21 protein-coding genes and 2 pseudogenes are annotated in these 24,750 nt (G+C 64.6%); 8 read left to right on the top strand and 15 right to left on the bottom strand.

Going from position 1 to position 24,750, the window contains the following annotated elements; all coding sequences use genetic code 11:
* Window positions 1–122 precede the first annotated feature (122 nt).
* From C4S73_RS02055 to C4S73_RS02040, 4 genes are all read left to right on the top strand, one after another.
* A complete protein-coding gene (locus C4S73_RS02055) occupies window positions 123–1,472 on the top strand; it encodes an ABC transporter substrate-binding protein (protein WP_160115649.1) in 1,350 nt (449 codons plus the stop codon).
* Between the two features lie 109 nt (window positions 1,473–1,581).
* Complete coding sequence (locus C4S73_RS02050) at window positions 1,582–2,379, top strand: carbohydrate ABC transporter permease (protein WP_160115648.1); 798 nt, start codon at window positions 1,582–1,584, stop codon at window positions 2,377–2,379.
* Window positions 2,376–3,170: a carbohydrate ABC transporter permease gene (locus tag C4S73_RS02045; protein ID WP_103870779.1), complete on the top strand. Its 795-nt coding sequence runs from the start codon at window positions 2,376–2,378 to the stop codon at window positions 3,168–3,170. Before C4S73_RS02050 ends, C4S73_RS02045 begins: the two co-directional genes overlap by 4 nt.
* Window positions 3,167–3,976 (top strand): inositol monophosphatase family protein, encoded by an 810-nt coding sequence (locus C4S73_RS02040; protein ID WP_160115647.1) that lies wholly within the window; start codon window positions 3,167–3,169, stop codon window positions 3,974–3,976. Before C4S73_RS02045 ends, C4S73_RS02040 begins: the two co-directional genes overlap by 4 nt.
* A 77-nt stretch (window positions 3,977–4,053) precedes the next feature.
* Here the strand turns inward: C4S73_RS02040 and C4S73_RS02035 are convergent, their stop codons facing one another.
* Window positions 4,054–4,614, bottom strand: a complete 561-nt coding sequence (locus C4S73_RS02035; protein WP_244595424.1) for a LysR substrate-binding domain-containing protein — start codon at window positions 4,612–4,614, stop codon at window positions 4,054–4,056.
* A 159-nt stretch (window positions 4,615–4,773) separates the two neighbouring features.
* A pseudogene (locus tag C4S73_RS28555) lies at window positions 4,774–4,914 on the bottom strand (helix-turn-helix domain-containing protein); the annotation flags it as partial.
* 90 nt (window positions 4,915–5,004) lie between these two features.
* Here C4S73_RS28555 and C4S73_RS02030 point away from each other — a divergent pair.
* A complete protein-coding gene (locus C4S73_RS02030; protein WP_103870776.1) occupies window positions 5,005–5,877 on the top strand; it encodes a DMT family transporter in 873 nt (290 codons plus the stop codon).
* Between the two features lie 134 nt (window positions 5,878–6,011).
* Here the strand turns inward: C4S73_RS02030 and C4S73_RS02025 are convergent, their stop codons facing one another.
* Together C4S73_RS02025 and C4S73_RS02020 are read right to left on the bottom strand one after the other, a co-directional pair.
* A complete protein-coding gene (locus tag C4S73_RS02025) occupies window positions 6,012–6,707 on the bottom strand; it encodes a response regulator transcription factor (RefSeq protein ID WP_103870775.1) in 696 nt (231 codons plus the stop codon).
* A complete protein-coding gene (locus tag C4S73_RS02020) occupies window positions 6,704–8,152 on the bottom strand; it encodes a sensor histidine kinase (RefSeq protein WP_103870774.1) in 1,449 nt (482 codons plus the stop codon). The genes C4S73_RS02025 and C4S73_RS02020 overlap by 4 nt, the downstream gene beginning before the upstream one ends.
* A gap of 76 nt (window positions 8,153–8,228) precedes the next feature.
* Here C4S73_RS02020 and C4S73_RS27820 point away from each other — a divergent pair, with 76 nt between their 5' ends.
* Window positions 8,229–8,477 carry a hypothetical protein gene (locus C4S73_RS27820; RefSeq protein WP_146071247.1) on the top strand — a complete coding sequence of 83 codons (249 nt, stop codon included), beginning with the start codon at window positions 8,229–8,231 and terminating at the stop codon, window positions 8,475–8,477.
* A 372-nt stretch (window positions 8,478–8,849) separates the two neighbouring features.
* Window positions 8,850–12,902 (top strand): autotransporter domain-containing protein, encoded by a 4,053-nt coding sequence (locus tag C4S73_RS28845; RefSeq protein ID WP_160115646.1) that lies wholly within the window; start codon window positions 8,850–8,852, stop codon window positions 12,900–12,902.
* A gap of 232 nt (window positions 12,903–13,134) precedes the next feature.
* Here the strand turns inward: C4S73_RS28845 and C4S73_RS02005 are convergent, their stop codons facing one another.
* The 4 genes from C4S73_RS02005 to C4S73_RS01990 all read right to left on the bottom strand — a co-directional run bounded on the left by C4S73_RS02005 (window position 13,135) and on the right by C4S73_RS01990 (window position 16,188).
* A complete protein-coding gene (locus C4S73_RS02005) occupies window positions 13,135–14,682 on the bottom strand; it encodes an FAD-dependent oxidoreductase (protein WP_103870772.1) in 1,548 nt (515 codons plus the stop codon).
* A 126-nt stretch (window positions 14,683–14,808) separates the two neighbouring features.
* Complete coding sequence (locus tag C4S73_RS29030; RefSeq protein ID WP_103870771.1) at window positions 14,809–15,120, bottom strand: CinA family protein; 312 nt, start codon at window positions 15,118–15,120, stop codon at window positions 14,809–14,811.
* 81 nt (window positions 15,121–15,201) lie between these two features.
* Window positions 15,202–15,630, bottom strand: coding sequence for a low affinity iron permease family protein (locus tag C4S73_RS01995; protein ID WP_103870770.1), 429 nt, complete (start codon window positions 15,628–15,630; stop codon window positions 15,202–15,204).
* Between the two features lie 51 nt (window positions 15,631–15,681).
* Entirely contained in the window at window positions 15,682–16,188 is a 507-nt protein-coding gene (locus tag C4S73_RS01990; protein ID WP_103870769.1) for a YciE/YciF ferroxidase family protein, read from the bottom strand.
* Between the two features lie 177 nt (window positions 16,189–16,365).
* Here C4S73_RS01990 and C4S73_RS28545 point away from each other — a divergent pair.
* Window positions 16,366–16,539: pseudogene (locus C4S73_RS28545) on the top strand (integrase); the annotation flags it as partial.
* 140 nt (window positions 16,540–16,679) lie between these two features.
* Here the strand turns inward: C4S73_RS28545 and C4S73_RS01980 are convergent.
* The 7 genes from C4S73_RS01980 to C4S73_RS01950 all read right to left on the bottom strand — a co-directional run bounded on the left by C4S73_RS01980 (window position 16,680) and on the right by C4S73_RS01950 (window position 24,747).
* Window positions 16,680–17,633: a FecR family protein gene (locus C4S73_RS01980; protein WP_103870768.1), complete on the bottom strand. Its 954-nt coding sequence runs from the start codon at window positions 17,631–17,633 to the stop codon at window positions 16,680–16,682.
* 64 nt (window positions 17,634–17,697) lie between these two features.
* Window positions 17,698–18,249 carry an RNA polymerase sigma factor gene (locus C4S73_RS01975; protein ID WP_103870767.1) on the bottom strand — a complete coding sequence of 184 codons (552 nt, stop codon included), beginning with the start codon at window positions 18,247–18,249 and terminating at the stop codon, window positions 17,698–17,700.
* A 212-nt stretch (window positions 18,250–18,461) separates the two neighbouring features.
* Complete coding sequence (locus tag C4S73_RS01970) at window positions 18,462–19,418, bottom strand: ABC transporter ATP-binding protein (protein ID WP_103870766.1); 957 nt, start codon at window positions 19,416–19,418, stop codon at window positions 18,462–18,464.
* Window positions 19,405–20,391, bottom strand: coding sequence for a FecCD family ABC transporter permease (locus tag C4S73_RS01965; protein ID WP_103870765.1), 987 nt, complete (start codon window positions 20,389–20,391; stop codon window positions 19,405–19,407). Before C4S73_RS01965 ends, C4S73_RS01970 begins: the two co-directional genes overlap by 14 nt.
* Window positions 20,388–21,419 carry a FecCD family ABC transporter permease gene (locus tag C4S73_RS01960; protein WP_103871247.1) on the bottom strand — a complete coding sequence of 344 codons (1,032 nt, stop codon included), beginning with the start codon at window positions 21,417–21,419 and terminating at the stop codon, window positions 20,388–20,390. The genes C4S73_RS01965 and C4S73_RS01960 overlap by 4 nt, the downstream gene beginning before the upstream one ends.
* A gap of 14 nt (window positions 21,420–21,433) precedes the next feature.
* Entirely contained in the window at window positions 21,434–22,354 is a 921-nt protein-coding gene (locus tag C4S73_RS01955; RefSeq protein ID WP_103870764.1) for an iron-siderophore ABC transporter substrate-binding protein, read from the bottom strand.
* Between the two features lie 62 nt (window positions 22,355–22,416).
* Complete coding sequence (locus tag C4S73_RS01950) at window positions 22,417–24,747, bottom strand: TonB-dependent receptor (protein WP_103870763.1); 2,331 nt, start codon at window positions 24,745–24,747, stop codon at window positions 22,417–22,419.
* Window positions 24,748–24,750: the final 3 nt, after the last annotated feature.

Here is a 24,750-nt window from a genome sequence, read left to right as displayed (position 1 = left end):
AGCCGCTTCGGCGCCCCGCGACGCCCCATCCAGATCGCACAATCAGCAAATTGACCGCTATGCATCATATGTGCATACATGCGCTCAAATGGGCGATCAAGCCCAGTCTAGGGAGTTGGATCATGGCGCTGTCTCGTCGAGAAATTCTGCTTTCAGGATTGACTGTCTCAGTGGCGGGCCTGCCTTCGGGCTTTGCTCAAGCCGCGCCTTTCGCCGCTTGGGAAGCCGCGCTGAAGAGCAAGCCGGGCCGCGAAGTTCGCATTCTCGCGATCTCCCATCCGGCCTCGGATGCAATGAAGGCGCTGACCCCTGAATTCGAGGCGGCGACCGGCATCAAGGTGACGTGGGAAGTCGTCGGGAGCGGCGAGATCATGTCGAAGCAGCTTCTCGCGCAGACGGCGCGGGACACGTCCTACGACGTCTACATGGTCAGGGGCACCGCGCTGGCCGAATACGAGGCCAAGCGCATGCTGACGGACCTGCGCGACCTCATCCAGAATACGGCGGCGACGCCGGACGACTACGATTTCGAGGACATCCACGTCGCCTATCGGCAGGGCATCGGCAGCACGAAGGGCAAGGTGCTCGGCATTCCCGTAGCCGGCGAAACCTTCTTCCTGTCCTATCGCAAGGATCTGTTCGAGAAATACGGTCGAGCCGCCCCCCAGACCATGGATGAGTTGCTGGACGCCGCGCGCTTCTTCCAGAACAAGGAACCCGGCTTGTCCGGTATTTCGATGCGGGCCGAGACCGGCCGCACGCTGGCCCTGAGCTGGGAGCTGTTCACGCCGGCTTTCGGCGCCAACATCATCGACCAGAAGACCTGGGACGTCGCCGTCGACAGTTCCGAGACGCTGCAATCCCTGGAATACCTGCTCGCGCTCCTGTCGAACGCGCCGCCGGATGTCGAAACCTATAGCTGGGACGCGGCGGTCTCCGCCTTCGCCTCCGGCAAGACCGCGATGTGGTTCGACGCGACTTCCCTGCAGCCTTGGCTCACCGATCCTTCCAAATCGAAGGTCGTCGGCAAAGTGGGCTACGTGCCACCCCCTGCTGGCCCGAAGGGGCGCTTCGGCCCTGTTGGTGGCTGGAGCCTCGGCCTGCCCGCAAACAGCCGCAACAAGGAAGCCGGCTGGGCGTTCATCGCCTGGATGACCTCGAAGGCGAAGGCCAAGGACGTCATCGCGAAAGGCGGCGTGCCGTCACGCGTATCGACGCTGACCGGTTCCGACTTCGTCGGCAAGGACCCCGATCTCGCCCGCGCGATCAAGGAAAGCCTGGATGCCGCGGGCAATCTTCTGGCGATTGGACGCAACTGGGTCCCGCAGACCGCGGAAGCCAACAAGATCCAGCAGACGGCCGGCTTTTACGCAGGACAGGCCTTGCTGAAAAAGATGACGCCCAAGGAGGCGCTGGCTGCCGCCAGACCGGATCTGGAGCAGATCTCCGCGCGAATCAAGAAGAGCAACTGATCGCAGCTCCGATGATCGAAAACCGGCAACCGACCCGATGAAGCGCTTCGTGCCATGGCTCTGGCTAGGGCCCACGGCCCTGCCGCTCCTGTTATTGAGCGCGGTACCCGTGGCGCTGCTGGCCTATATCAGCCTTACCTCGTTCGAGATCGGATATACGTGGTCCGAGCGTGAATTCGTCGGGCTGGACAATTACCGCCGGCTACTTTCCGGGCGGGAGGTCGAGTTCTGGCCTGCCGTTCGCCTCAGTCTGCTCGTGACCGTGATCAGCGTCGTGCTGAAGACCTTGCTGGGGCTCGGCGTCGCGACGTTGCTAAGCAAGAAAATCCGCCTCGAATACATCGCGACGACGCTGATCATCCTGCCCATGGCGGTCAATCCCGCCATTGCCGGGCTGATGTGGAAGCTGATGCTGGGCTATGATTTTGGCATCGTGAACGCTGCTACGGAAAGGCTTTTCGGGCTGAAGATCGTGTGGCTGGGCCAGAACTACGCCCTGCTATCTGTCCTGATCGTGCTGGTCTGGATGCATTTCCCGCTGTCGGCCCTGATGATCCTCGCAGGATTTCGCAATATCGCCCCCGAGCCGCTCGAGGCCGCGCGACTCGACGGCTGCAGCGATCGCCAGGTCTTCTGGCTCATCATCGTTCCGCAGTTGCGGCCGGTGATCCTCAGCAGCAGCATCTTCCAGGCCATTCTGGCTTTTCAGGCCTTTGGCCCGATTTTTACTCTGACCGATGGCGGGCCCGGCAACGCCACGACCATTCTTCCGCTCTACGTCTACAAAACGGCGTTCACGCTGGGTGCTATCGGCCTTTCCGCGGCAGCCGCCGTCATTCTCGTGCTCATCATCACGGCCCTCTCGGCGCTGATGGTGGTGACAGGCCGCAAGGGGCAGCCGACATGATGCAGGCTCGCCTGCGGGACTATGCCTGGCTGGCGCTGGCCTGCGCCTTCGCCGCCTTCCCCGTCTTCTATATGCTGGTCACATCGTTCAAGACGCGGGCCATGCTCTATGAGCCGGCGCGCTTCATCTTCAGCCCAACGCTGGAGAACTATCAGGCCGCGATCGTCAATCACGGGCTGTACGGCTACATCGTCGACAGCCTGATCGTGTCGCTGAGCAACGTCGCCGTGTGCCTGACACTTGGCACGGTCGCAGCCTATGCGATCCACAAGTTCAGCTTCCCGCGCAAGGAGGCCGTCGTCTTCGCGATCCTTTCCTCCCGCATCTTCCCGTCGATCGCGCTGGTCCTGCCGTTCTACGTCATCGGCCTCACCTTCGAGATGCTGGACACCTACACGATCCTCATCGTCACCTTCATGGTCTTCAACCTTCCGTTCGTCGTGCTGATGATGCGCAGCTACCTTGCCGCGCTCGCGCCCGAGGTCGAGGAAGCGGCGATGCTCGATGGGTGCAGCCGTCTTGGCGTTCTCGTCAGGATCGTGCTGCCGCAGGTGCGCATGGGGCTGTTTGCGACGGCGATCATGTGCTTCCTCGCCGCCTGGAACGAGTTCACCTACGCGCTGTTTCTCAGCTCGTCCAAGGTCAACATGGTTTCGACCGCGGTCGTTTTCTTCAAGACCGAGCGCGGCATCCTGTGGGGCGAAGTCTCCGCTCTCGGCGTTGTCGCCGTGCTCCCGGTCATCGTCCTGTGTTTCGTCGCCCAAAAGTATCTCGTCAAAGGCATGTCGTGACCCTTCTTCATCCTCCCCGCGCCACCAGCCATCTCGACTTCGTGACGCGCGTGTTCCGCGAATATGACGAGATCACGCTGCCTCTTCACGGCAAGCTGAGCGCACAGGACAAGAGCGACGGCTCCGCGGTGACAGAGGCCGATCAAGCCGCCTCAACCCATGTTCTCGAGCGGCTCATGGCCCATACGCCTGATATCGGCGTGATCTCGGAAGAGGAGGCGGAATCGTATCTGCCCAGCGCGAGCCGTCAGTGGGCGATAGATCCTCTCGACGGGACGGCCTCTTTCGCGCGCGGTTTGCCTATATGGGGGCTGGGCATGGGGTTGATCGACGGAACGACCCCCGTCAGCGGATATCTGCATTTCCCGATCCCGCGCCAGAGTTTTATTTTCGAAGACGGGAGGGCGCTTCTCAACGGCGAGCCCATGCCCCGCCGCCCGGAATCCGTGGCGGCCGACACCCGCAACATCATGATCACCTCGATTCATGACGCGATCGACGTTCGCCGGGTCGAAGGCTATCGGCTCCATAACCTCGGCTCCAACCTGTACCATCTCATGATGCTGGCCGCGGGCCGCTGCGACGCCATTATCACCGGCCCCTGCTATCTGTGGGATCTCGCGCCCGCGCTGCCATTCACACGGGCGCTTGGCCATGTGGAGCGCTATCTGGACGGCTCCGCTCTGGATCTGTCTGATCTTCTCAAACCAGATTACGGCTTTCCGACACGGCAACCCATGCTCATTGGTCCGGCGCCAGTTGTCGACGCGCTCATATCGCGATTGAGCTACGGCGCGCGGGATTGAAGGTTCCTCGACTCGCCATGATCCGCGTTCTGGCGGCGTCCTAGCTTGCGACGCTGGCGCAAGAACGGGTTAGTTTTTCACAGCCCGGCGAGAGCGCGTAGCCGCTCGGCTATATGGTCGACAAGAACCTCTTCCCGAGAGGCAAGTCCCGCCGTGCGGTGAAGTCGGATCTCGGCAGACGGCAAGGCCGGAAGTTGCGGTGGCAAGATTTGGCGCAGCCGTGACGTTATCAGGCTGGCCTTCATCACAGTTATGGCGAGACCTTGCTCAACGATCGCCTCCACAGCCGCAAAGCTTGGACTGAGATAAGCCAGCCGCCACGGCTTCTGCATCTCATCGAGCGCAGCGCTAGCCCAGTTCCGAAACAGGCAATCGGGATTGGAGAGAGCGAGCGGCATCGGATCGAGTTCCTCGACCTGACGCTTCGCCGATGCAACCCAAACCGCATTCTCCCGGCAGATCAATTCGCCCTCGCCCGTTCCAGCCGGGTGCATGGCGATGACGACGTCGAAGGACCGACCGAGCCTCGTCAACAGGCGTGAGGTCAATCCGACTTCGACATCGACCCGCGCCAAAGGAAACCTTTCGGCAAGCTCGGCCAGAATTTGCGGCAAATGCTTCGTGCCATAATCCTCCATGATCGCCAGCCGCAGATGAATGAGCGCGTTCCGGCCCGCCAGGCGCGCGATTGCGGCATCTTGCAGGGCCAGGATTCGGCGAGCATCGGCCAGCAAAAGCTCGCCGTGTTCGCTCAGCTCGACACGGGCCGTAGAGCGGCGGAAAAGCTGGACGTCGACCCGTTCTTCCAGTCGCTTGATCTGCGCGCTGACAGCTGCCTGCGTTCGGTTGAGCCGCTCAGCCGCCCGTGTGAACGAGAGGCTATCGGCCACAGTGACGAAGACGCGCAAAAGATCAGGATCCAGCACCGTCGACCTCATGCGAATTCATTGTGATCATCATCCATATTATTTCATTCTGAAATAAGGCCTCGCGGGTTACAAGCGCGCCGGCAATGGAGACAATTGCGAATGAATGCGGGCCTTGCAGCGGCGATCCTGTCCAGCGCATTGGGAGGCACTGCCATTGTCGCGACGCGCTACCTGTCCGGTACGCTCGATCCGATCACGATGGGTGCATTCAGGTTCGGCGGCGGCTTTCTTGTCCTGCTGGCACTCACGATGGCGCAGCCGAAACGCTGGCCTGCGCGGTCCGACTGGGCCGGCGTTGCTGGTCTGGGGCTGCTGTTCTTTGGGATGTTCCCGATCCTCTTCAACGCCGCCTTGATCTATACGACGGCGGCACGAGCCGCCCTTGCTCTTTCGACATTGCCATTGCTGACGATGACGGCGGCAGCGATGTTGCGTGTCGAGGCCCTCACGCTGCGTAAGTCGATCGGTGTACTGGTCGCGATGGCCGGCGTTGCGGTCGCCTTGGCAAGCAGCCTGCACGATGCCCCTGCCGGCGCCTGGCGCGGGGACCTCATCATGGTCGCAGCGGCTGGCTGCATGGCGCTCTATAACGTCTGGTCACGGCCTTTTGTCGCGCGTTCGACGGCGATCGCCTTCGCCGCTTCCGGAATGGCTGTGGGAGCCAGCGCCCTTGTTCTGCTGACGCTGGTGAGCGGACGGGCCTCCGCGTTTCCTCAGATGAGCGGCCTGCAATGGTCCGCCCTCGCCTATCTCGCCGTAATCGGCGGCGCTTTGATCTTCTATCTCTGGGCATACGCGCTCGGGAGGACCTCGCCAACGCTGGTCGCCGTATCCGTCGCCGTCAACCCGATATCAGCCGGACTTCTTGCAGTGCCCATGCTGGGCGAGAGCTTGAGTGCGAGCCTGGCAGCGGGGCTTGTCGGGGTCACAGCCGGCATCGGCATAGCAGCCTGGCCCAAACGGGCGCGATGATCCGTCTGCGTCCCTGAGGGGCGCCGCCTTTGCTTGTCACTGAGTGTCCGGTTCGGGCGACGCTTGATCGTCGAGTTGGCGCAATCCGCGGTGCGCGCTGGTGCGGAAAGCCGAAGCAATCGTTCAACGGATGCTCATTGCACCGCCGCGGTGGCCGTAAAGGTGTAACCGACGCCATAGACGACCTTGATGGGCGCCGGCAGGTTGGTGCGTTCCTCAATCTTGCGACGCAACCGACTGACCATGGCATCGAGATGACGGTTGCCGAAATTCGACTTGGGACGAGCGAGCGTCTCCATCAAGCTCTCGCGTTGACAGATGTCGCCACCGCAACTGCACAACACACTCATGAAGGCGAATTCGGTTGCCGTCAGCTTGAGCGAACGGTGATTGGGCGCGACCAGCATCCAGTTCGTGCCGTCCAACACCCATTGATCGCCATTCCCGTTTGCCGCGTTGGGCAGGCTGGCGCTTCGACGCAGCAGGCTACGGATTGCCGCCTCGATCTCGCGCAATGTGCTGTGCTTGACGAGATAGATGTCGGCGCCGCTCTCAAACCCCCTGATACGGTCGTCGCTGTCGCCAAGCGCCGTGAGCATGATGATGCCGCAGCGATGGGCTTCGCGAATCTGGCTTGCGAGCTCAAATCCATTCCCGTCGGGCAAGCCGACATCGAGAATGATGACATCCGGTGAATTGCCGTCCGCGAGCGCTTGCCGCAATTCTTGCGCCGTTGCGACCCCACTGGCTGAGAACCCGCACAGGCCGAGAAAATCGATCAGATCCTTGCGCAGCCTTGTTTCGTCCTCGACGATCAGAATATGCGTCACGCCGTCGTCTCCTCTGGCAACTCGGCACCGGACGCCTCACGGGGCAAGGACAGGCTCACGGTGGCTGTCGTTCCCCCTTCATCGTTGGAAAGCAGCTGCAGCGTTCCCCCATGATAGGCTAAGAGCTTGCGCGCCGAGTAGAGCCCAAGGCCGGTGCCTGTGCTCGCCTTGGCATTGGACGCTCGGAAGAAGCGGCGTCCGATCTTGCTCAGCTCGGCAGAGGGAATGCCTATGCCGCGGTCCCGGACCTCGATGACGATGACTCGATGCTCCGCCCTGCCTGCTATGTGGACCGGCTGATCGTTCGGCGAGTATTTCAAGGCGTTGTCGATCAGGTTGATGATGACCGTTGCGAGCATCTCCGGATCGGCGTCGAAAGAGGCTGTTTCGTCTTCCACGGTAAACTGCAGGCGGTCGCCACGAGCCGTCATCTCGAAATGCAGCCGCGCGTCCCCTATCAGCGCGCCGAGCTGGAGCGCTTCCGGCCGAAAGCCGCTCTCCCGGTCATCCGCCATGAACCTGTCGATCAGGGAGAAGAGGCGGTTGAGTGCCTCGCCGATACCGGAGAGCCGCTCCCGGGTCGCGGCGGGCGATGTGTCGCCAACCAAGCCGATCATGTCGGCGGCGTTGCGGATGATCGCGAGCGGCGTGCGGAACTCATGGCTCACGACGCGCATGAAGTCCGCCTGTTCGTCGCGCAACGCACGCTCGGCCTCCAGGCTGGCGCTGAGCCGGCTTTCGAGTTTTCGCCGCTCCTCCACTTCCCGCAGCAGAGCATCGTGATTCCTGCGCAGGTCGGCGGAGAGCCTCGCGCTGACCATGAAGAGCAGGCAGGCGAAAAGCGCGATCAGGAAAAGCGTGCCCTGCAACAGATACCAGGCGTTGCGGTCCGCCAGGATCGGGCCGCTGTCGAACTCGGCCGGCAGACGATACTCGATGACGCTCTGCAGGATGCTGGCCGCCATGTACTCGGCGAGAAGCCCAATGGTGATCCAGCGCAGGAGCGGAGGCTGCGTCCTGTCTCGCCCGAGCCCCAGGCACATCACCGACATCATGACCACGGTGAAGACGGTCGAGCTGTGGATGCGGATCGCCAGGTTGTCGGGGTCGATCACCACGGCAGCGCTCCAGACGACGATCTGGAAGACGAGCAGCGAGACGCCGATCCATGTGTAGCGCGGCTGCCCGAGGAAGCGCGCGAGCCCCTCGGCGAGCAGCACGAGGCCCAGCTTGATGACCGTGTTGTGCAGCACGATGGCTGAAGCGGCCGGCTCCGCGCCGCGAACGAGCATCAGGAGAAGGCCTACCGCAATGGCTCCAAAGCCTGCTGCGAGGAATTTGAGTTCGTAGAGATGGCGCCAAGCCCGCCACACAAATATCCAGGCGACGGCCTGCAAGCTGGCAGTCGCCAGCGCAACGACCAGAACGGTTTTGAGATCAAGCATTTCTGCGCAATTTCATGAGCCTGTCCCGCCCGCTTCATTCGACAAGTGCGAGAAGCCTACACTTTGCAGGAGTTAAATGGTCGTGCAAGTGCGGTTCGATTGCAAGAATTTGTCAGAATTGATTGCTAGACAGGTTGTCCACGATAAATTTAAGCATCAACAATACTTCTTTGAGCGCCCGAAGAGAAAAGGGCTGCGCGGCACGTCCCGAGCCTCTGCGCCAGGTGGGTCACGGGGCGATGCGGCCATTTTTTTGGCATGGGCAGTCGCCTTCGCCGCTCCGGCAGAAGTCCTGCAAGAATTGGTCAGAATTCAGCAGAATTGATTGATGGCGTTGCCGGGAGTCGGGGATTTATCCTGCTTCGAATCCGCCTCGCTGTCCGCCGGACGACTTGTGGAGACGCTGTTGGGGTGTCGGTGCGTGGCAGTCGCGTTCGCCAGCTCGGCTGCAAGGGCCGGACGTGGCGCTCCGGAGAGGGACGCGCGATCGGAGCGGTGCTGAAAAGGCCGTCGGCCCGCTCGCGCCACAGAAGGGGGATTTTCCATGACGGTTCGCGGACGCGGTTCGCTGATGCGCCCGCTTGCGTCTCACTGCGCCATCGCGGCGCCGGCGTCGCGATCAAGTTTGCTCGCCGATGCCGGTGGGGAGATTGGCACGCGTGCCGGTTCCGTTTCGCGGCGGCGGAAAAGCCTGCGTATGACGACCTCCTGGACCTGCCTTTCGCTGGGATTGTCGCTTGGCGCGGGGCTGTTGCTGTTGCCCTACCCGGCTGCCGCGCAGCAGATCACTCAGGGTGGCGGTACGGGTGGTGGCACTGGCACGAGCTATGGAGCTGGCGGCATCGCAGGTGGCGGCGGCGGGGCCGGCGGCGGGTCACTTGGATTGACAGGGGCTGGCGGCGATGCGGCGCAGACTCCCGGCGGCTCCGCCTCGCCGGGCGGAACCGGAGATAATGGCGCTGGAGGGCTCGGCGGCGCAGGCGGGGCCCCCGGAACGCCCAATGATCTCGCGGCCGGTGGTGGTGGCGGCGGTGGTGAGGGCAGCCTCGACAACGCATTTCCCGGCGATGGCGGAGCGGGCGGAGCCGGAGGCGTCGGCACTGTCCTGAACACGACATCTCCCTTCCAGCTTGGCTCGGGCTTTGCCGGCGGAGCTGGCGCGGCTGGATTGAATCGTCCGGCTGGCAGCCTGGCCGGGGATGGCAGTGCCGGCGGCGGTGCTGGCGGCCTTGTTCTGACAGGCGCCGGCGCCACGCTGGACACGAACGGCTTCGCCATCACGGGCGGCGCGGGCGGCGCGGGCGCTGATGCCAGCGGTGGTGGCGGTGCCGGGCTGGTGTTGCTCGACGGCGGCACGGTCACCGTCGGCTCCGGAGCGGGCGGCACCAGCGCCATTGCCGGCGGGCAAGGCGGCGACGGCTCCTATGCCGGGAACGGCGGCGCCGGGCTGTTCCTGTGCAATGGCGGCACCTTGTCCCACCAGGCTGGCACCATCACAGGTGGGGCCGGCGGGTCGGGCCAATTTGTCGGCCATGGCGGTGCGGGCGTCCTGAGCAATCAGGGCACCATCGACAACCGGGCCACGATCACCGGCGGCGGCAGTGGCGATGCCGATGTGGGCCATGGCGTGTCCGCTCGAAGATCGGGCGGCGCGGGCCTGGAAGCCTGGGGCGGGACCATTGCCAACACTGCGACCGGCGTCATCTCGGGCGGCGCCGGAGGCAACCAGACATCGACCAACCCGGTTTATGCTGCCGGCGTCGGCGGTGCTGGCGTGGTGTTCCGGGATGGCCAGAGCGCAAGCCTGGACAATGCCGGAACGATCCGCGGCGGCAATGGCGGCACGGTCGTTGCCGGCAGCAATTTTGGTCCCGGCGGTGTCGGCATCGTCGGCGCGGCGAGCGGCGGCATCTCGATCATCAATTCCGGATCGATCTCCGGCGGGCTTTCCGGCGACGGCGTGCGCGCCAATGCGGTCGCGCTCTTCGGCAGCAACAACCGCTTCGAGATCTGGTCGGGATCGACGACCACCGGCAATGTCTTGGTCCACGGCGGCGGCACCAACAATATGCTGGCGCTGGGCGGAAGCGCGGATGGCACCGTCGATATTGGCAATCTGGTGAGCTCGCATACCGGCTTCTCGGCTTACGAAAAGACGGGCTCCTCGACCTGGGCGCTGTCGGGAGCCGGCAACCAGAACTGGGCGATCCGGGAAGGGACTCTCAGCGGCAACACCGCCAGCATGGCCGGCAACCTGACCTTTGCGACCGGTGCCGGCACGCGCGGCGTGATCTTCGATCAGAGCGCGGATGGCAGCTATTCCGGGACCATCTCGGGCGATGGCAGTTTCACGAAGACGAACACTGGCACCCTCACCCTGGCCGGAGTGCAAAGCCACACCGGAGACACGACGATCTCGGCAGGTACGCTGCGGATGGGCACGGCCGATGCCCTGGCTTCTTCTGCCGGTATCGTCCTCCAGGGCAGCAGCACCTGGGACCTCAATGGCTACAACCAGACCGTTAGGAGACTGGAAGGGAACGCCCCCGGTACAGCCGTTAATCTGGGCACGGCGACGCTGACCATCGACAACAGTGCCTTTTTTGTCTTCAGGGGTGATATTTCCGGCTCGGGCGGCCTGACCAAGACGGGATCGGCGGGTCTCAATATCTTTGGGACCAATACCTATTCCGGTCCGACAAACGTCGCCGGCGGGACGCTGAGAATTGGCCAGAACGGCTCAATCCGCAACTCGGCGGCGATCAATGTCTCCAACGGCGCCCGGTTCGCCGTTTACGAGCCCAACGCCCTGTCACCCACGGGGGCGGTCACCCTGGCCGGGGCCGGTTCGCAGTTCGAAACGGTATTCGACCAGCGGATCGGCTCGCTCGCCGGCGAGGCAGATACGAGTGTGATCCTCGGCCCGGGAGCGGTGCTGACAACGGGCGCGAACAACACGAGCACCGTCTTCAGCGGCACCATCGGCAGCGTTATCGGTGATGGCTCCCTGACCAAGGTCGGCACGGGCAGCTTCACCCTGAACGGGACGAACCAGTACGAGGGGGCGACGCTGGTCAGCGCCGGTTCGCTGATCGTAAACGGCTCGATCGCGGCGTCGTCGGGCGTGACGGTGGCGGCCGGCAGCACGCTCGGCGGCTCGGGCGTGGTCCCGACGACGGTGATCAATGGGGGCACGCTCTCGCCGGGCAATTCGCCGGGAACGCTGACGGTCAACGGCAACCTGACGCTTACCCCCGGCTCGACCTATCTCGCCGAGATCCAGGGCGCAGTGTCCGACCGCGTCAACGTCACCGGCACGGCTAGCCTCGCCGGTACGCTCAGGCTGATGCCGCTGGGCGGCGCCTACAGCTTCAACAGCGCCTATACGCTGCTCTCCGCCGCCGGCGGGCTCGGTGGCACGAGCTTCAGCCCGGTCGACACGACCGGCTCCTTCGGTGACGGCGTCACCACGGCGGTGAGCTACACCGCCAACACTGTGCAGCTGACGCTGACGCCAAAGCCGCTGACCCCGATCGTCGACCCTGTCGTGCCGACGCCGGAGCCGGCGAGCCCGCGCCTCGGCGTCGGTCGCCCGGCCAATGCCTATGCCATCGCCTCGGCCATCGACGCCGCAGTGGCGAACGGCGGCGATCCGTCTGCCCTGTTCGGGATCTACGACCTGCCGGCGGCTTCGATCCCGGCGGCGGTGAACAGCCTCTCGGGCGAGGTTCATACGGCCGCGCCCGCCATGGCGCATGTCGCCTCCGACCAGTTCCTGCGCACGATGCTCGATCCGACCGCGGCCGGCCGGCTCGGCGCCGGCAGCGCCGGGCCGGGTACGGCAGCCCTCTCCGGTCTCGCTCGCAAGGGCGCGGATCAGCCTGTGGTGCCCTCGCGGCTCGACATGCCGTTCTACTCGGTCTGGGGCTCCGCCTATGGTTCCCATGGCCGCACCGACGGCAACGCCGGCATCGGCTCCGCCAGGCGCAACATCGACGATGCCCATCTGGCGACGGGCGTTGATATCCGTTTGATGCCGGGCGCGGTCGCCGGCCTCGCGGTTTCGGGCGGCACCGCACGCGCGTCGCTGCCGGGCCTGCGCGGCAAGATCGATGCGGATGTCTTGCAGGCCGGCCTCTATGGCGTGATGCAGCTCGGCCCCGTGAAGCTCGGGGGCGCGCTGAGCTATGCGCGGCTGGAGAACGACGTAAGCCGCGGCATCCCGGCACTGGGCTCGAGCCTGTCCTCCTCCTATGCGACGACGGCCTGGAGTGGACGGATGCAGGCCAGCGCCGCCCTGCTGAGCTGGAATGGACTGTCGGTCTCGCCCTTGGCCGCGATCCAGGCGACGCGGGCGCGCAGCCCGGCGGTGGTCGAGGCGAACTGGGCGGGAGCCGATGCCGGGGTGCTGGCACTGGCGAAGCGCAACGACGCCACCGCCCGCAGCGAGCTCGGCGTACAGCTCGATGCCGACACGGTATTCGGCGGCGTTCCGGTCACCGGTCATGTCCGGGCCGCCTGGGCGCATTACGTCCAGCGCGATGTCGATCTGACCGCGAGCTTAACCGGGCTGCCCGGTGCCGTCTTCACCGCGACGGGCGCCGAGGTCGACCGCAACAGTGCACTCCTCAGCGCCGGCATGATGGCGAGGCTCTCCGAGCGCGTCTCGCTCGGCCTCAATCTCGACGGGGAACTCTCCGGCAACAGTGCCCGCATCGGCGGATCGGCACAGCTCAGGGTCAGCTTCTGAGGGGGGATGATGATCCGCAGCAAAGGTACAGGATAGTTGCCCCAGCCGTTGCAACCACAGCCGACGCATGGGGACAGTCTGTCGACCTCAGGACGTTGGAGACCGACGTCGCTTGAGCCAGCGACGAATGTCCGATTCCGGGCAATGTCTCAACGTCCCGAGTTGGCGCGGGGCTGACAGCTGGAGATGGGCGGTAACTTAACGAAGCCGAGCAAGGTGATCCAGGAGCCCGTCATTCGGCCGCCTTGGCATGCTGGCCGCTGTCGACCTCTCCAAGCGGCACAATCGCCGGACCGTTGAGCACGCTGCCGTCGGGTGCGAAGTGCGAGCCGTGACAGGGGCAATCCCAGCACTTTTCGAAACTGTTCCATTGCAAGTGGCAACCGAGATGGGTGCACACGGCTGATCGCTGATAGAGAGTGCCGTCCTCGGTGCGATAGGCCGCGATCTTGCTGAGACCATCGCGAATGATCGCGCCTTGGCCGGGCTGGAGCTCGTCGACGGATTCAAGTTCACCCGGCATGAGATATTGCGCCACGTTGGTCGCCAGCGTGCTGTTTTCGGCGACGAAGGTGGCAGCGGCCTTGATCGGTTTGCGGCCGGGATCGTAGACGGCAGCATAGGGGTTGTCCCTGCCGTCGATCAGGTCGGGGATGATGAGGCTGGCAACAACCCCATGTGTGATGCCCTGGCCAGAATCGCCGGTGGTGACGAAGGTGCGTTCGCGCTGCGACTCACGCCCGATGAAAGCGCAATAATCGAGCGTGTCCATGACCTGACCGGACCAGCGGTAGAGTTCCGGACCCAGATGCGGCACCAGCATCCTGATCCAGGATTCCAGAGCCGCAAAACGTGCCGGCGCGTCGTCGGCCTCGCCGGTCTTGTGATCTTCGCCGCCGACGATCAGGACATCCTTCCCGTCAGCGCCCGAGGCCAGCCGGACGTAGTGGTAGGGATCTTCGGTGTCCCAATAGAGTGCGTCCGCCAGGGCTCCGCGTTCGATCTCGAAGCCCATGGCATAGGTGCGGTAAGGCGCCTGCTTGGTGTGCAAGGCGAAAAGGTCATGGATCGGAGAGTTCGTCGCGACGACGGCGTAAGACGCATCAACCATATGGCCGGATGCGAGACGTAGCTGCACGCGGCCTTGGTCTTCAGAAATCTCTTCGACCGCTGAGAACGCGTGCAGCCGCACGTCCTTCTTCTCCAATGCCTCGGCAAGGCCGCGAAGGTATTTGAGGGGATGAAACGTGGCTTGGTCGGGGTAGCGCAGAAAGGGTCGGTCTTGCAGCGTCTCCAGCGGCAATCCCTTGCCGCGCTCGACCTTTACGCCGATCGCGCTGGCAGCCGAGACCTCGTCGTCCAGAACGGATGGCTCGCTTGCAGGATCCAGGAAAAGAATGCCATCCAGCCTGCGGAATTCGCAGTCGATCGCGAGGTCGCGCTGGATGGCTTCGATCCGGTCCACGGCTGCGCTCTGGCTAGCCTGAAAACCCCGTGCCAATTCCTGGCCTCGCATTGAAAGCAGTTCGGAAAGCGAGTCGTCGCAGATGGGCGCGAGGTGCGCGGTCGTCCTCGCTGTCATGCCACCGGCAATCGGTCCGCGGTCCAGAACGATCACTGAGCGGCCGCGCAGCGCCAGCTCGTAGGCGATCGATAGGCCCGCGATCCCTGCGCCAACGATGGCCACGTCCGCCTTCGTGTTTTCGGTAAGCGGAGCGGCATCGGAGGCGACTTCGATATCCATCCAGACTGACAGGCTCTGTTCGCGCATCGCGTTCATGGCAAAACCTCCTGTGGTTTTGAGCCTCCAACGCTTTTGCGGGCGATCAGTTCGAAGGATTCTAGAGTTTAGACGGCAGGACTGCCCAAGCGTCGCGTGTACGGTGCGATCGCACAGCTTCGAGACCTAAATCGATGGCCGTTCGAAGGGCGGCATCGAGCAGGACGGGCGACGGAAACGGGCCAAATTCGCAACGGTGTTCAATGCGCTCGCCCGCCTTGGAGGCCGCTGCAATAAAGTCGCGGCCGAACGGATTTCGGCGCTCATCGGGGACAGGGCCGGTAACCCAGCAATAGCTAGCGCAAGATCGGCCGCCGTGTTCGCCAGAACGCCTTCGGCCATGGCGCGCGCCACTGGGCACGACATGGCAGAGTGCGTTTCGATCACACTTATCGGGACGTCGAGGAGCTCGGTCTTGGCCGCCGCGAGGTGGGTCACGAACCCGCCAAGAGGGCGTCGCCGGCCGGGAGGGCGACCGGGCCTCGCCTGACAGCGTGTCTACGGTTGGCTGTGTTTCACTCACGTCAGTCCCGGCACGCTGCAATTGGGTTCGCGACGGGCTGTCGCCGCGCGCTTCTCGTAGTCGTCACGGATTGTCGCCAGCTTCTCCTCGTCCAGCTCCTCGAGGTCCATCAGCTCCTCGCGCGCGCCTTCGACCTTGGAAAGGAGCTCGTCGAGCTTGATCTGCATGGCGGCCGTGTCGCGGTTCTGGCTGTTCTGGATCACGAAGACCATCAGGAAGGTGATGATCGTCGTCGACGTGTTGATCACCAACTGCCAGGTGTCGTTGAAGTCGAAGAGAGGCCCCGACAGCGCCCACACGATCACGACCGAAAGCGCGATGAAGGATGTGGCAGGCTTACCGGCGTAGCGGGCCACTGCCTGCGACAGTCGGGTGAAGAGCGACGATTGGCCAAGACTGGAAATCGGATCGGTTTTGTCGGGCATGACACCCTCGTAAAGGAAATTGCGGCTCCGGCATGGCGGAGCCGCTTTGAGTTACGCAGCCTTGGCCTGAGCCTGCTTGTTGACCTTGCTTTCGCCGAGCGTCGAGAGCGCCTGGTCAGTCTTCAGTTCCTCGGTCAGCGTCTGGTCGAGCAGTTTCACGGCATTCGCGAGGCCGAGCTGCTGACCCCAGGCTTTCAGCGTGCCGTAGCGCGAGATCTCGTAATGCTCGACGGCCTGAGCCGAAGCGAGGAGGCCGGCGTCGAGCGCCGGGCTGCCCTCGAATTCCTCGATGATCGACTTGCCTTCCTCGATGATCCCAAGGATCGCGTCACAGGTCTTGCCGCGAGGCGCCTTGCCGATGATTTCGAACACGTCGCTAAGGCGATCGACATGTGTCTCGGTCTCGTCGCGATGCTTCTCGAAGGCCTGCTTGAGCTCCGGCGATTTGGCCGCCTTCGCCATTTTCGGAAGCGCCTTCAGGATCTGCTTTTCAGCGTAATAGATGTCCTTGAGCGTATCGAGGAACAGGTCGTCGAGGGTTTTGGGTTCGTTTGCCATGTGTTTTTCCTCCGATGTTGGGCGACTCCCTAACGACCAGAATGCATCTCGGTTCCGCTCCGTTTTCGCGATTTTGGATGAGCCTGCTTTGGCCAGTCCGGGCCCAAATGCAGGCAAGCGAACCAAAATGGGGTCGGCCGTCAGCGCCCTGGAAAAACTGCTGTGCCAAGGGAAGCAGGGGGACGAGCCCACAGCCTTCGCCGCACGAAGGTCGCGCTGATTTACAAGCGCACCGGCAACCTTCGCGCCTGCCAGCTGCTACTGGGGCACTCCAAACTGGAAAGCACCGTGCGCTACCTTGGCATCGATGTTGACGATGCACTGCTCTTGTCTGAGCAGACAGATCTGTAACAAAGCCGGCGCGGCGGACAACCACCGCGCCGGAAATTTTCGCCGTAGGGCTCCGACAACCGTATGCGCGCACCCCGCAGGGTCAAACTTGAAGAACTGAGCCTGCTCCTCCAAGGCAACAATGTCGGGGCAAGCGTCACTCATCGGATGACGATCAACGGGCCGATCCTGTTCGTAGTCACGCGCAGCGCGTATTCCAGATAGACCAGAACCGCATTCGTGTCTGAGATCATCAATGTGCCGCTGACGCGCCGCCGTGCCAGTTCGCCGTTGGCGATCACGATCCGACCGGGAAAATGGCGGTTCATCTCCTCGACCACATGGGAGAGTGGCGCGTTGTCGACGACGAGTTGCCCGCGCTGCCAGGCGAGCGCCGTCACGCCGTCGCTTGGCCGTATTTCCTTGGTTCCCGTGCTGTGATCATAGACCGCCTGCTCGCCCCGCGTCACGCGCAGCGGTGCTTGCTCCGCACCCTCGAACGCGATCTGAACGGCGTTGTGCGTCACGGTGACGTCCGTCTCCGCATCGCCGAGGCGGACGTCGAAAGCCGTGCCGAGCGCGGTCACGCGGGTGGTGCCTGCTTCGACCGTGAAGACGCGCGTAGGGTCACGCGCGACCTCGAAATAGGCCTGCCCTCGCAGCAACCGCACCGTTCTGCGCCCGGTCGTGTAGTCATAGGCGACGGCCGATGAAGCGTTGAGCTGCACGGTCGAGCCGTCCGCCAACATGAAGACGGGCATCTCGCCGGTGCCCGACATCGCATCCGCCCGGAGACGCATGGGCCCGTCGAGCGCAATGAACAGCGTGCCGGTCGCGGCAAGGGCCAAGAGCATGCCGAGAACCGGCTTGGTCGCGCTACTGGGCTTGACCTCGAAATCCGCCAGCGCCGGATCGGAGGCGATGGCAGTTCGAGCCTCGCCCATGAGCTGCTCAGCCACCTCATATGTACGCCGGTTCTCCGGGGCCTCGTCGAGCCACGCCCGGAATGCCGCCTGCTCCGCCGCCGGCTGACCGGCTTCCCGGTTGCGCAGGAGCCAGCCCGCCGCATCCTCGTGGCGCTTTCGCTGCGCGCGGGTCGCTCGCCTGCCCGGCATGGGAGTCCTTAAGATCACCAAGTCTCAACCGATAGACGAATGGGCCTGTCAGTTTGGGACTTCTCTAGCCGATCTGCAGGAGGCGATCGAGGCAATACGCCAGCGCGTGGCGCAGATGCCGGTCGACCATGTTGCGGGAGATCCCGAGCTTCCGTGCGATCTCGTCCGGCGTGAGGCCATGGAGCCTGTGCAGGATGAAGACGGCGCGGCGGCGCACCGGCAATTCGCCGATCGCATCGCGCAGGATCGCGATACGCGCCTCGATCGCCAGAGCACGGTCCGGCGCGGCGCCCTCCGCGACGGCCGACTGCGCTTCCTGTTCGCTGCCGGAGAACAGGCGCGCCTCGAAGCGCTCGCGCCGGAAGTGGTCTATGCCGAGATTGATGGCAGCCCGGCAGAGAAACGCGCCGATCGAGCGCTTCTCCCGCAGGACATGCGGCCGCGCGGCGAGTTTGACATAGAGGTCATGGACGATATCGCGCGCCGCGCCGCGCGAATGGCCACGCCGGCCGACGGCTGCGACGATCTCCTCATAATGGGCTTCGATCGCGCGGTTCAGCAACTCGTTGCTATCAACGTCGTTCAGCCCGGATATGGCGCCAGTCAGCGTCGGCATTGCTTCGGTTTCGTTCCGGACCGCCTATGGCGTGCTGGCAAACATGCGGCAGCTCCAGAAGAGGAAGCGGGCATCGCGCCGCTGTCCCATCCCGTCTCGCTTCCGATCCGCCAGCGACCGCCGGTGACATCGCCCGTCGGATCGTCCGATCAGGCGGAAACTTGCGTAGACGGAACTGAAAAGACGTGCAATAACAATAGTTTATAATTAATCTAGGTTTGTTTTTCCGCTGCAGGCTTAACCTCTGTTTTTCCATCGGGATTTCGCCCGAGGCAGGATTGCGGCTGCAGGCGCAATGAGCGTGAATGTCCGGATTCGTTGCCTTCGCGCAACAGCGCGTCGCCCCTGCTGTGGGTCGCTGGCCGCCCTCTAGTGAGTGGGATGCACATCGGCGTGCCCGTGACCGGATCGGACATGATGCAGGCCGTGACGCCGAAAACCTCGTCGATCGATTCCACGGTCATGACCTCATCGGGCCGGCCCGCTGCGGCGACACGTCCGGCCTTGAGGAGAACCATGTGGTCCGCATAGCGGGCCGCCTGATTGAGGTCGTGCAGCACCGCGACGACGGTCTTGCCGCGATCGCCGACGAGAGCGGCGATCAATTCCATCACCTCGATCTGATGTGCGAGGTCGAGGAAGGTCGTTGGTTCGTCCAACAGCAGGATGTCGGTCTCCTGCGCCAGCGCCATCGTGATCCAGGCGCGCTGACGCTGGCCGCCCGACAGGCTGTCGAGCGGCCGCTCGCACAGCGCGTCCATGCCCGTCAGCCACAGGGCTCGCGCGCAGGCGTCCTCGTCGGCCTGTGACCAGCGCCCGAACAGGGAGCGATGCGGATAGCGCCCCTGCCGAACGAGATCGAGCACGGTCAGCCCTTCCGGAGCGCCCGGCCCCTGCGACAGCACACCGACGCGCCGAGCCATCTCCTTCGCCGGAAGCCTGGCGATCGAGCGCCCGTCGAGTAATATCGTGCCGTCCCTGGGTGCCAGCAGGCCGGCCAGCGCCCGCAGGATGGTCGACTTGCCGCTGCCGTTGGGGCCGACGAGCGCGGTGAAGGCGCGGTCGGGTACGATGAGGTCAAGGCTGTCGACGATGCTGACGCGACCATAGGCGAGAGACAGCCGCTCGGCCGCGAGAGTGGCACGGTCGTTCGAATCAGGCCGGGACATGGCGCCGCCCCCACAGGAGATAGCCGAGGAAGGGGGCGCCGATCAGAGCCGTCACCAGGCCAGCGGGAAGCTGCGCTGGTGCGATGACCGTCCGTCCCAGGAGATCGGCGGCCATCACCAGTGCCCCGCCGGTCAGCGCTGCGACGGGCATAAGCCGGGAATGAGCCGGGCCTACGAGGCGCCGGGCCAGATGCGGCGCGATCAGCCCGACGAAACCGATGAGCCCGGCGGCTGCCACGGCGGCGCCCGAGATCAGCGTGCACAGCAGGATTGTCAGGGCGCGCAGGAGATCGACGCGCTGGCCGAGACCGCGCGCCGTATCGTCATCGAAGCGGACGAGGTCGAGTTCGCGGGCTCCGAGCCAGGCCAGTACCAGCGGCCCGGACAGCCATAGAGCGAGAAGCCGCACCTTTCTCCAGTCCGCGTCGTAGACGCTACCGGCGAGCCAGATCATGGCGCGCTGCACGTCGCGGATCTCGCCGAAGGCGGTCAGCAGCGTGGTGGCCGCACCCGCCAGCGAACTCAGGCCGATGCCGATCAGGATGATCCGCAGCGAAGAGGTGCCGCCGCGCCAGGAAAGCGCATAGATCGCCGCCGCCATGGCGCCCGCTCCCGCGAAGCTCGCCCAGGGCAGAAGCGCGGGAGACGCGCCGGGCAACGCCACGATCAGCAGCATCGCCGCCAGTGCTGCCCCGGCATTGATGCCGAGGATGCCGGGTTCGGCCAGGGGATTGCGCATCACCGCCTGCGCGATCGTCCCGGCGACGGCCAGCGCCATCCCGACGAGGAGCGCGAGCAGCGCGCGCGGCAGGCGCAACTCCAGCACGATCATAAGCGTGTCTTGCGCTGCGGCGGCGGGGTTCACGATGGCGAGCACCAGTTCGTCTGCGGGAATGGTGACGTCGCCGAGGGCAAGGCTGGCGGCGGACAGCCCCGCCAGCGCGACGAGCAGGGCGGCGACGATCGGCTTCATGGGCGGCCACCCGCGCGGTAGCGCGCCAGCCAGAGAAAGAACGGGCCGCCGATCAGCGCCATGGTGACGCCGGCCGGAAAGCTCTGGCTGCCGAAGAACATGCGTCCGGCGGTATCGGCCAGGACGAGCAGCAGAGCGCCGCCGAGCGCACTGAAGGGGATGATCCAGCGGTAGTCGGCGCCGACGCAGAACCTTGCGATATGCGGCACGACGAGGCCGACGAAGCCGATCGGTCCGGCGAGCGCCACCGCTCCGCCGGCAAGCACGACGACGATCCCGACGGACAGGCCGCGCCAGACCAACGGGCTCTGACCGACCGACCGGGCGATGTCGGTACCCAGGCTCAATGTCGTGATGTGACGCCGGGAGAGTGTGGCTGCGGCCAGACCGACGAACGTATAGGGCGCAATGGCGGCGACCTGGGCCATGGACCGGCCCGAGAGCGAGCCGGCGGTCCACAGCCGTACGGCGTCGAGCGTACCCTGGTCGAAAATCAGGATGGCGGTGGTCAGCGAGGTGAGGAAGCCGGCGAGCACCGCGCCGGCAAGAACCAGCCGGAGCGGAGTGCCGCCGGAGCGACCGGCCGAGCCCAACGCATAGACGGTTGCGGCGGCTGCCGCCGCCCCTGCGAAGGCGTACCAGACATGAACGTCGCCAGATCCAGCTCCGGCCGCGGCGATGGCGATGACCACGGCGAAGGCGGCACCGGCATTGATGCCGAGTAGCCCAGGCGAGGCCAGCGGATTGCCCGTGACCGCCTGCACGATCGCGCCGGCGACGGCCAGTCCGCCGCCCGCCAGCAGGCCGGCCAGCAGGCGCGGCAGGCGGATCGACGCGATCACCAGATGCTCGCGCGAGCCGTCGAAGGCGAAAACGGCGCCGAGCACCCGCGAAAACGGAAATCGTGCCGTGCCCAGCGTGACCGACCATGCCGCGACGAGCGCCAGAAGACAGCAGAGCGCTATCAGGGCAACCGCCCTCCCTCTGTCTCCAACTGGCGCAGGGAGAGCGGGACCCGAGCCGGCGATGATCCGGTTATCGCTCACGGCACCTTCAGGACGAAACGTTCGACGTCGTCCAGGACCCGGTGCGCCGAGGCGATGCCGTGAAACCCCATCCAGGTCGCGCGGTCCACGCGATGGGCGCGGCCGGTCTGAACCGCGGGCAGCATCTTCCATAAAGGGTTCGCGACGGTGGAAGCGGCGAGCGCGTCATCGGGCGCAGGGTCGAAGCCGCTCACCACAACGTAAAGGAGGACCTCGCCCTCAAGGGCGGAGATCTCCTCCCAGTCCGGTCGCTTGAGCACGGCGCCGTCCGACGTAGTCTCGTAGGCGGTGCGCGTCACGCCCGCCTCCCGCAGCACCGCATAGGGCGCATAGGCCGATGGGCCGTCGAGATAGACATGGAAGCCGCTCGGCCTGACCCGCACGACCGAGACTGGCGCCGCCGTAACACGCGCCCGGATCTCCGCCACACGCTTTTCGTATTCGTCCAGAGCGGCCTGCGCCTTGTCGCTGTGGCCGGTGATCTCGGCCAGGAGCCGGTACTGCCTCGTCCAGTCCATCTGGTCGATCAGGAGCGTCGGCGCGATCCGGGAGGCGCTGTCGCGCATGCGGCCATGCATCTCCGCGCTCCCGACGATCAGGTCCGGCTTCAAGGCGATGATGCGCTCGATACTCGGTTGCAGGGGGTGCCCGACATCCGAGACGGAGGATCGTCGCGCGGCTTCGCGCACGAACGGCTCCTGGATGGCCGACAACGGGGCCCCCACGACCGGGGCGCCAAGTTCCTGCAGGATGCCCATGGTCAACGCCGGATCAAGCGCGACGATGCGCTGTGGCGCAATGGGAATGCAGACGCCCGCATCGGCGCCGCCGGACGAGACCATGCGCCCCTCGCAGGCCGCCATCGTTGTGGAGGTCGCTGAAACGCAGATGAAAAAAGCGAGCAGCAGTCGATGCATGTCAGTGTATGTCCGGCTTTGCGAAGTCGAGGCCGGTTCGACCGACCTCCGTCGTCCGCATCTCAGAACTTCGCCTTGAGGCTGACGCCGAAGCTCCTGCGCGAGCCGAGCGTCGCCATGCTGTCGCCGTCGAGATAAGTCAGATACTTCTCGTCGAGCAGGTTCTGGGCGAAGGCGTTGACCTCCCAGTTTTCCCGCTTGTAGCCGGCCTGCGCGTTCACGATCGCGCGGTCGCCGACGAAGCTGTTCGGCGAATTCACCGAAAAGCGCGCCATGTAGCTGGAGTTGTATTTGGCGTCCGCGCCGACATAGAACCCGTTCGTGAACTCATAGCGGCCACCGAGGCCGAGGCTCCATTCGGGCGCCTCGGGGAACGGATAGCCCGCGAGCTCGATCAGGCCGTGCTGGCTCTTCCTGTCGAACTTCGTGTCGAGATAGCCGATCGAGGCGAAGGCGGTGAACTGATCCGTGATGCGGAAAGAGGGTTCGAACTCGAAACCCCATGAACGCGAGTTCGCCGCGTTGGCGATAAGGTTGTTCAGGTTGACGAAGTCCTCGATGTCGACCTGCTGTCGGCGGAAGCGGGTGTGGAAGGCGTTCGCGTTGATCGTCAGGCGGTCGTCGAGCCAGCGCCCCTTGTAGAACAGCTCGAAGTTGTGAGATTTTTCCGGATCGTAGGTGTAGGTCGCCATCCGGACGTTGTCATAGGCGATGCCGCCGTTCCGGAACCCCTGGGAATAGACGAAGCCGGCCGTGTGACGGTCGCCGAAATCCTTGGAGATGCCGAGCTTCGGCAGGACGTTGAGTTCGTCCGTGCTGCCGGAATAGCGCGTGATCGCCGCTGTGCGCGTTCGCAGATTGCCGCGCCGATAATAATATTCCACGGACTGGTCGGTGTAGTCGAGGCGTGCGCCGGCCGTGACTTTCCAGCTCGGGAAGAACTCGTATGTCACCTCGCCGAAGGCGGCTGCATTGGAGGTCTTCTTGCTGTCCTTCTGGTAGATCGTCGTCGTGCTGATCCGGCCGTCATACCAGTTGCGCCAGTCGAGGTGGCTGCCATAGATGCCGGCGACCCATTTCCAGGGGCCGAGATCGTAGTTCAGCCGGAATTCCTGGGTGAACTGCGTGCTCGTCCGGTCTCCGCGCAGCACGTTGGTTTCGCCATAGGTCCCCAGATTGATCGAGGGGCGCTGATGGAAATCATGGGTGATGCCGGTCTGCGACGTGAAGCGCAGCGCATCCGAGATGTTGTGAGTGACCTCGAGCCCGACGTTGTGCACCCGGGTCGAGCGCACTTCGGTATAGATCGGCAGATAGAAGTCCGAGCGCTTCTGCCGCCAGGGCAGCCCCATCCCCGGGCCGCCGATGTCGCGCTCGCGCGGAGCATCCTTCGCGAAGGAGTAGCTCAGCATTGCCTTCGTGTCCGGCAGCCCGGTCGGCGTGATCAACAGCTTGCCGCGGACATTGTAGTTGGAGTCGGTCATCCACTCGTCGTAGCGCTGGAAGGCGACGAAGGACGGCGCGTTCAGATTGCTGCGGAATCGTTCGAACGATCCTGCGATACGCGCGGCAACCTGGTTCTCGAGCAGCGGGGCGTTGACCATGAAGGCCGCGCCGACACGCCGGTCGTTGCCGACCGTGCCCTGGACCTCGAACTCCCGCTTGAAAGTCGGGTCCTTGGTCTTGATGTAGATCGCGCCCGCCATCGCCGCGCGGCCGCTGAGCGTCGATTGCGGCCCGCGATAGACCTCGACCTGCTCGACATCCCAGAGTGCGCGCGCTCCGCGTCGCGTTCCCTCCTGCGTCTGCAGGACGCCGTCGATATAGAGCGAACCGATCGGGTTGTTGCCGGAGGCGAAGCCTTCGGAATTCACGCCGCGCAGGATGAAGCCGCCATTGATCCAGTCCGCGTCCATGGCGTTGGCCATGCGCCGGAAGGCATCCCGGAAATCGCGTATCTGGCCATATTCGATATCCTTCGCCGTCACGACGCCGACGCTGGCCGATGTGTCGCCGAGCGTCGCGGCATCACGTGCGCCATAGATTCTGATCTCGTCGAGCGAGATTGTTCCGTCCGGGAGCGCACCGGTGGTCGCGGGGGCTGGATTGCTGCTGAGTACGACCTGATTGCTGCCGGCGAAGCGTGCGTCAATGCCCGTGCCGGCCAGCAGCGCATCAAGCGCCTGCGCCGGCGCGAGCGCGCCGCGAACGCCACGCGTCGTCTTCGCCCGGGTGAGCTCCGCGTCGAAGAGGATCTGAAGCCCCGCCTGCACCGCTAGACGATTGAGAGCCGGCGTCAGCGGGCCGGCGGGGATCGAAATGGCTTCCCTCGCGGCCTGGGGCGAGGCGGCGGTTTGCGCCGAGGCAGGCGCGGCGCCGTACAGAGCCAGCATCGT

This window comes from Allobosea lathyri (genome assembly GCF_900108245.1).
GTDB lineage: Bacteria > Pseudomonadota > Alphaproteobacteria > Rhizobiales > Beijerinckiaceae > Allobosea > Allobosea lathyri.
Note: the sequence above shows the minus strand (reverse complement) of the source record. Positions and strands in the feature narration are given on the sequence as shown.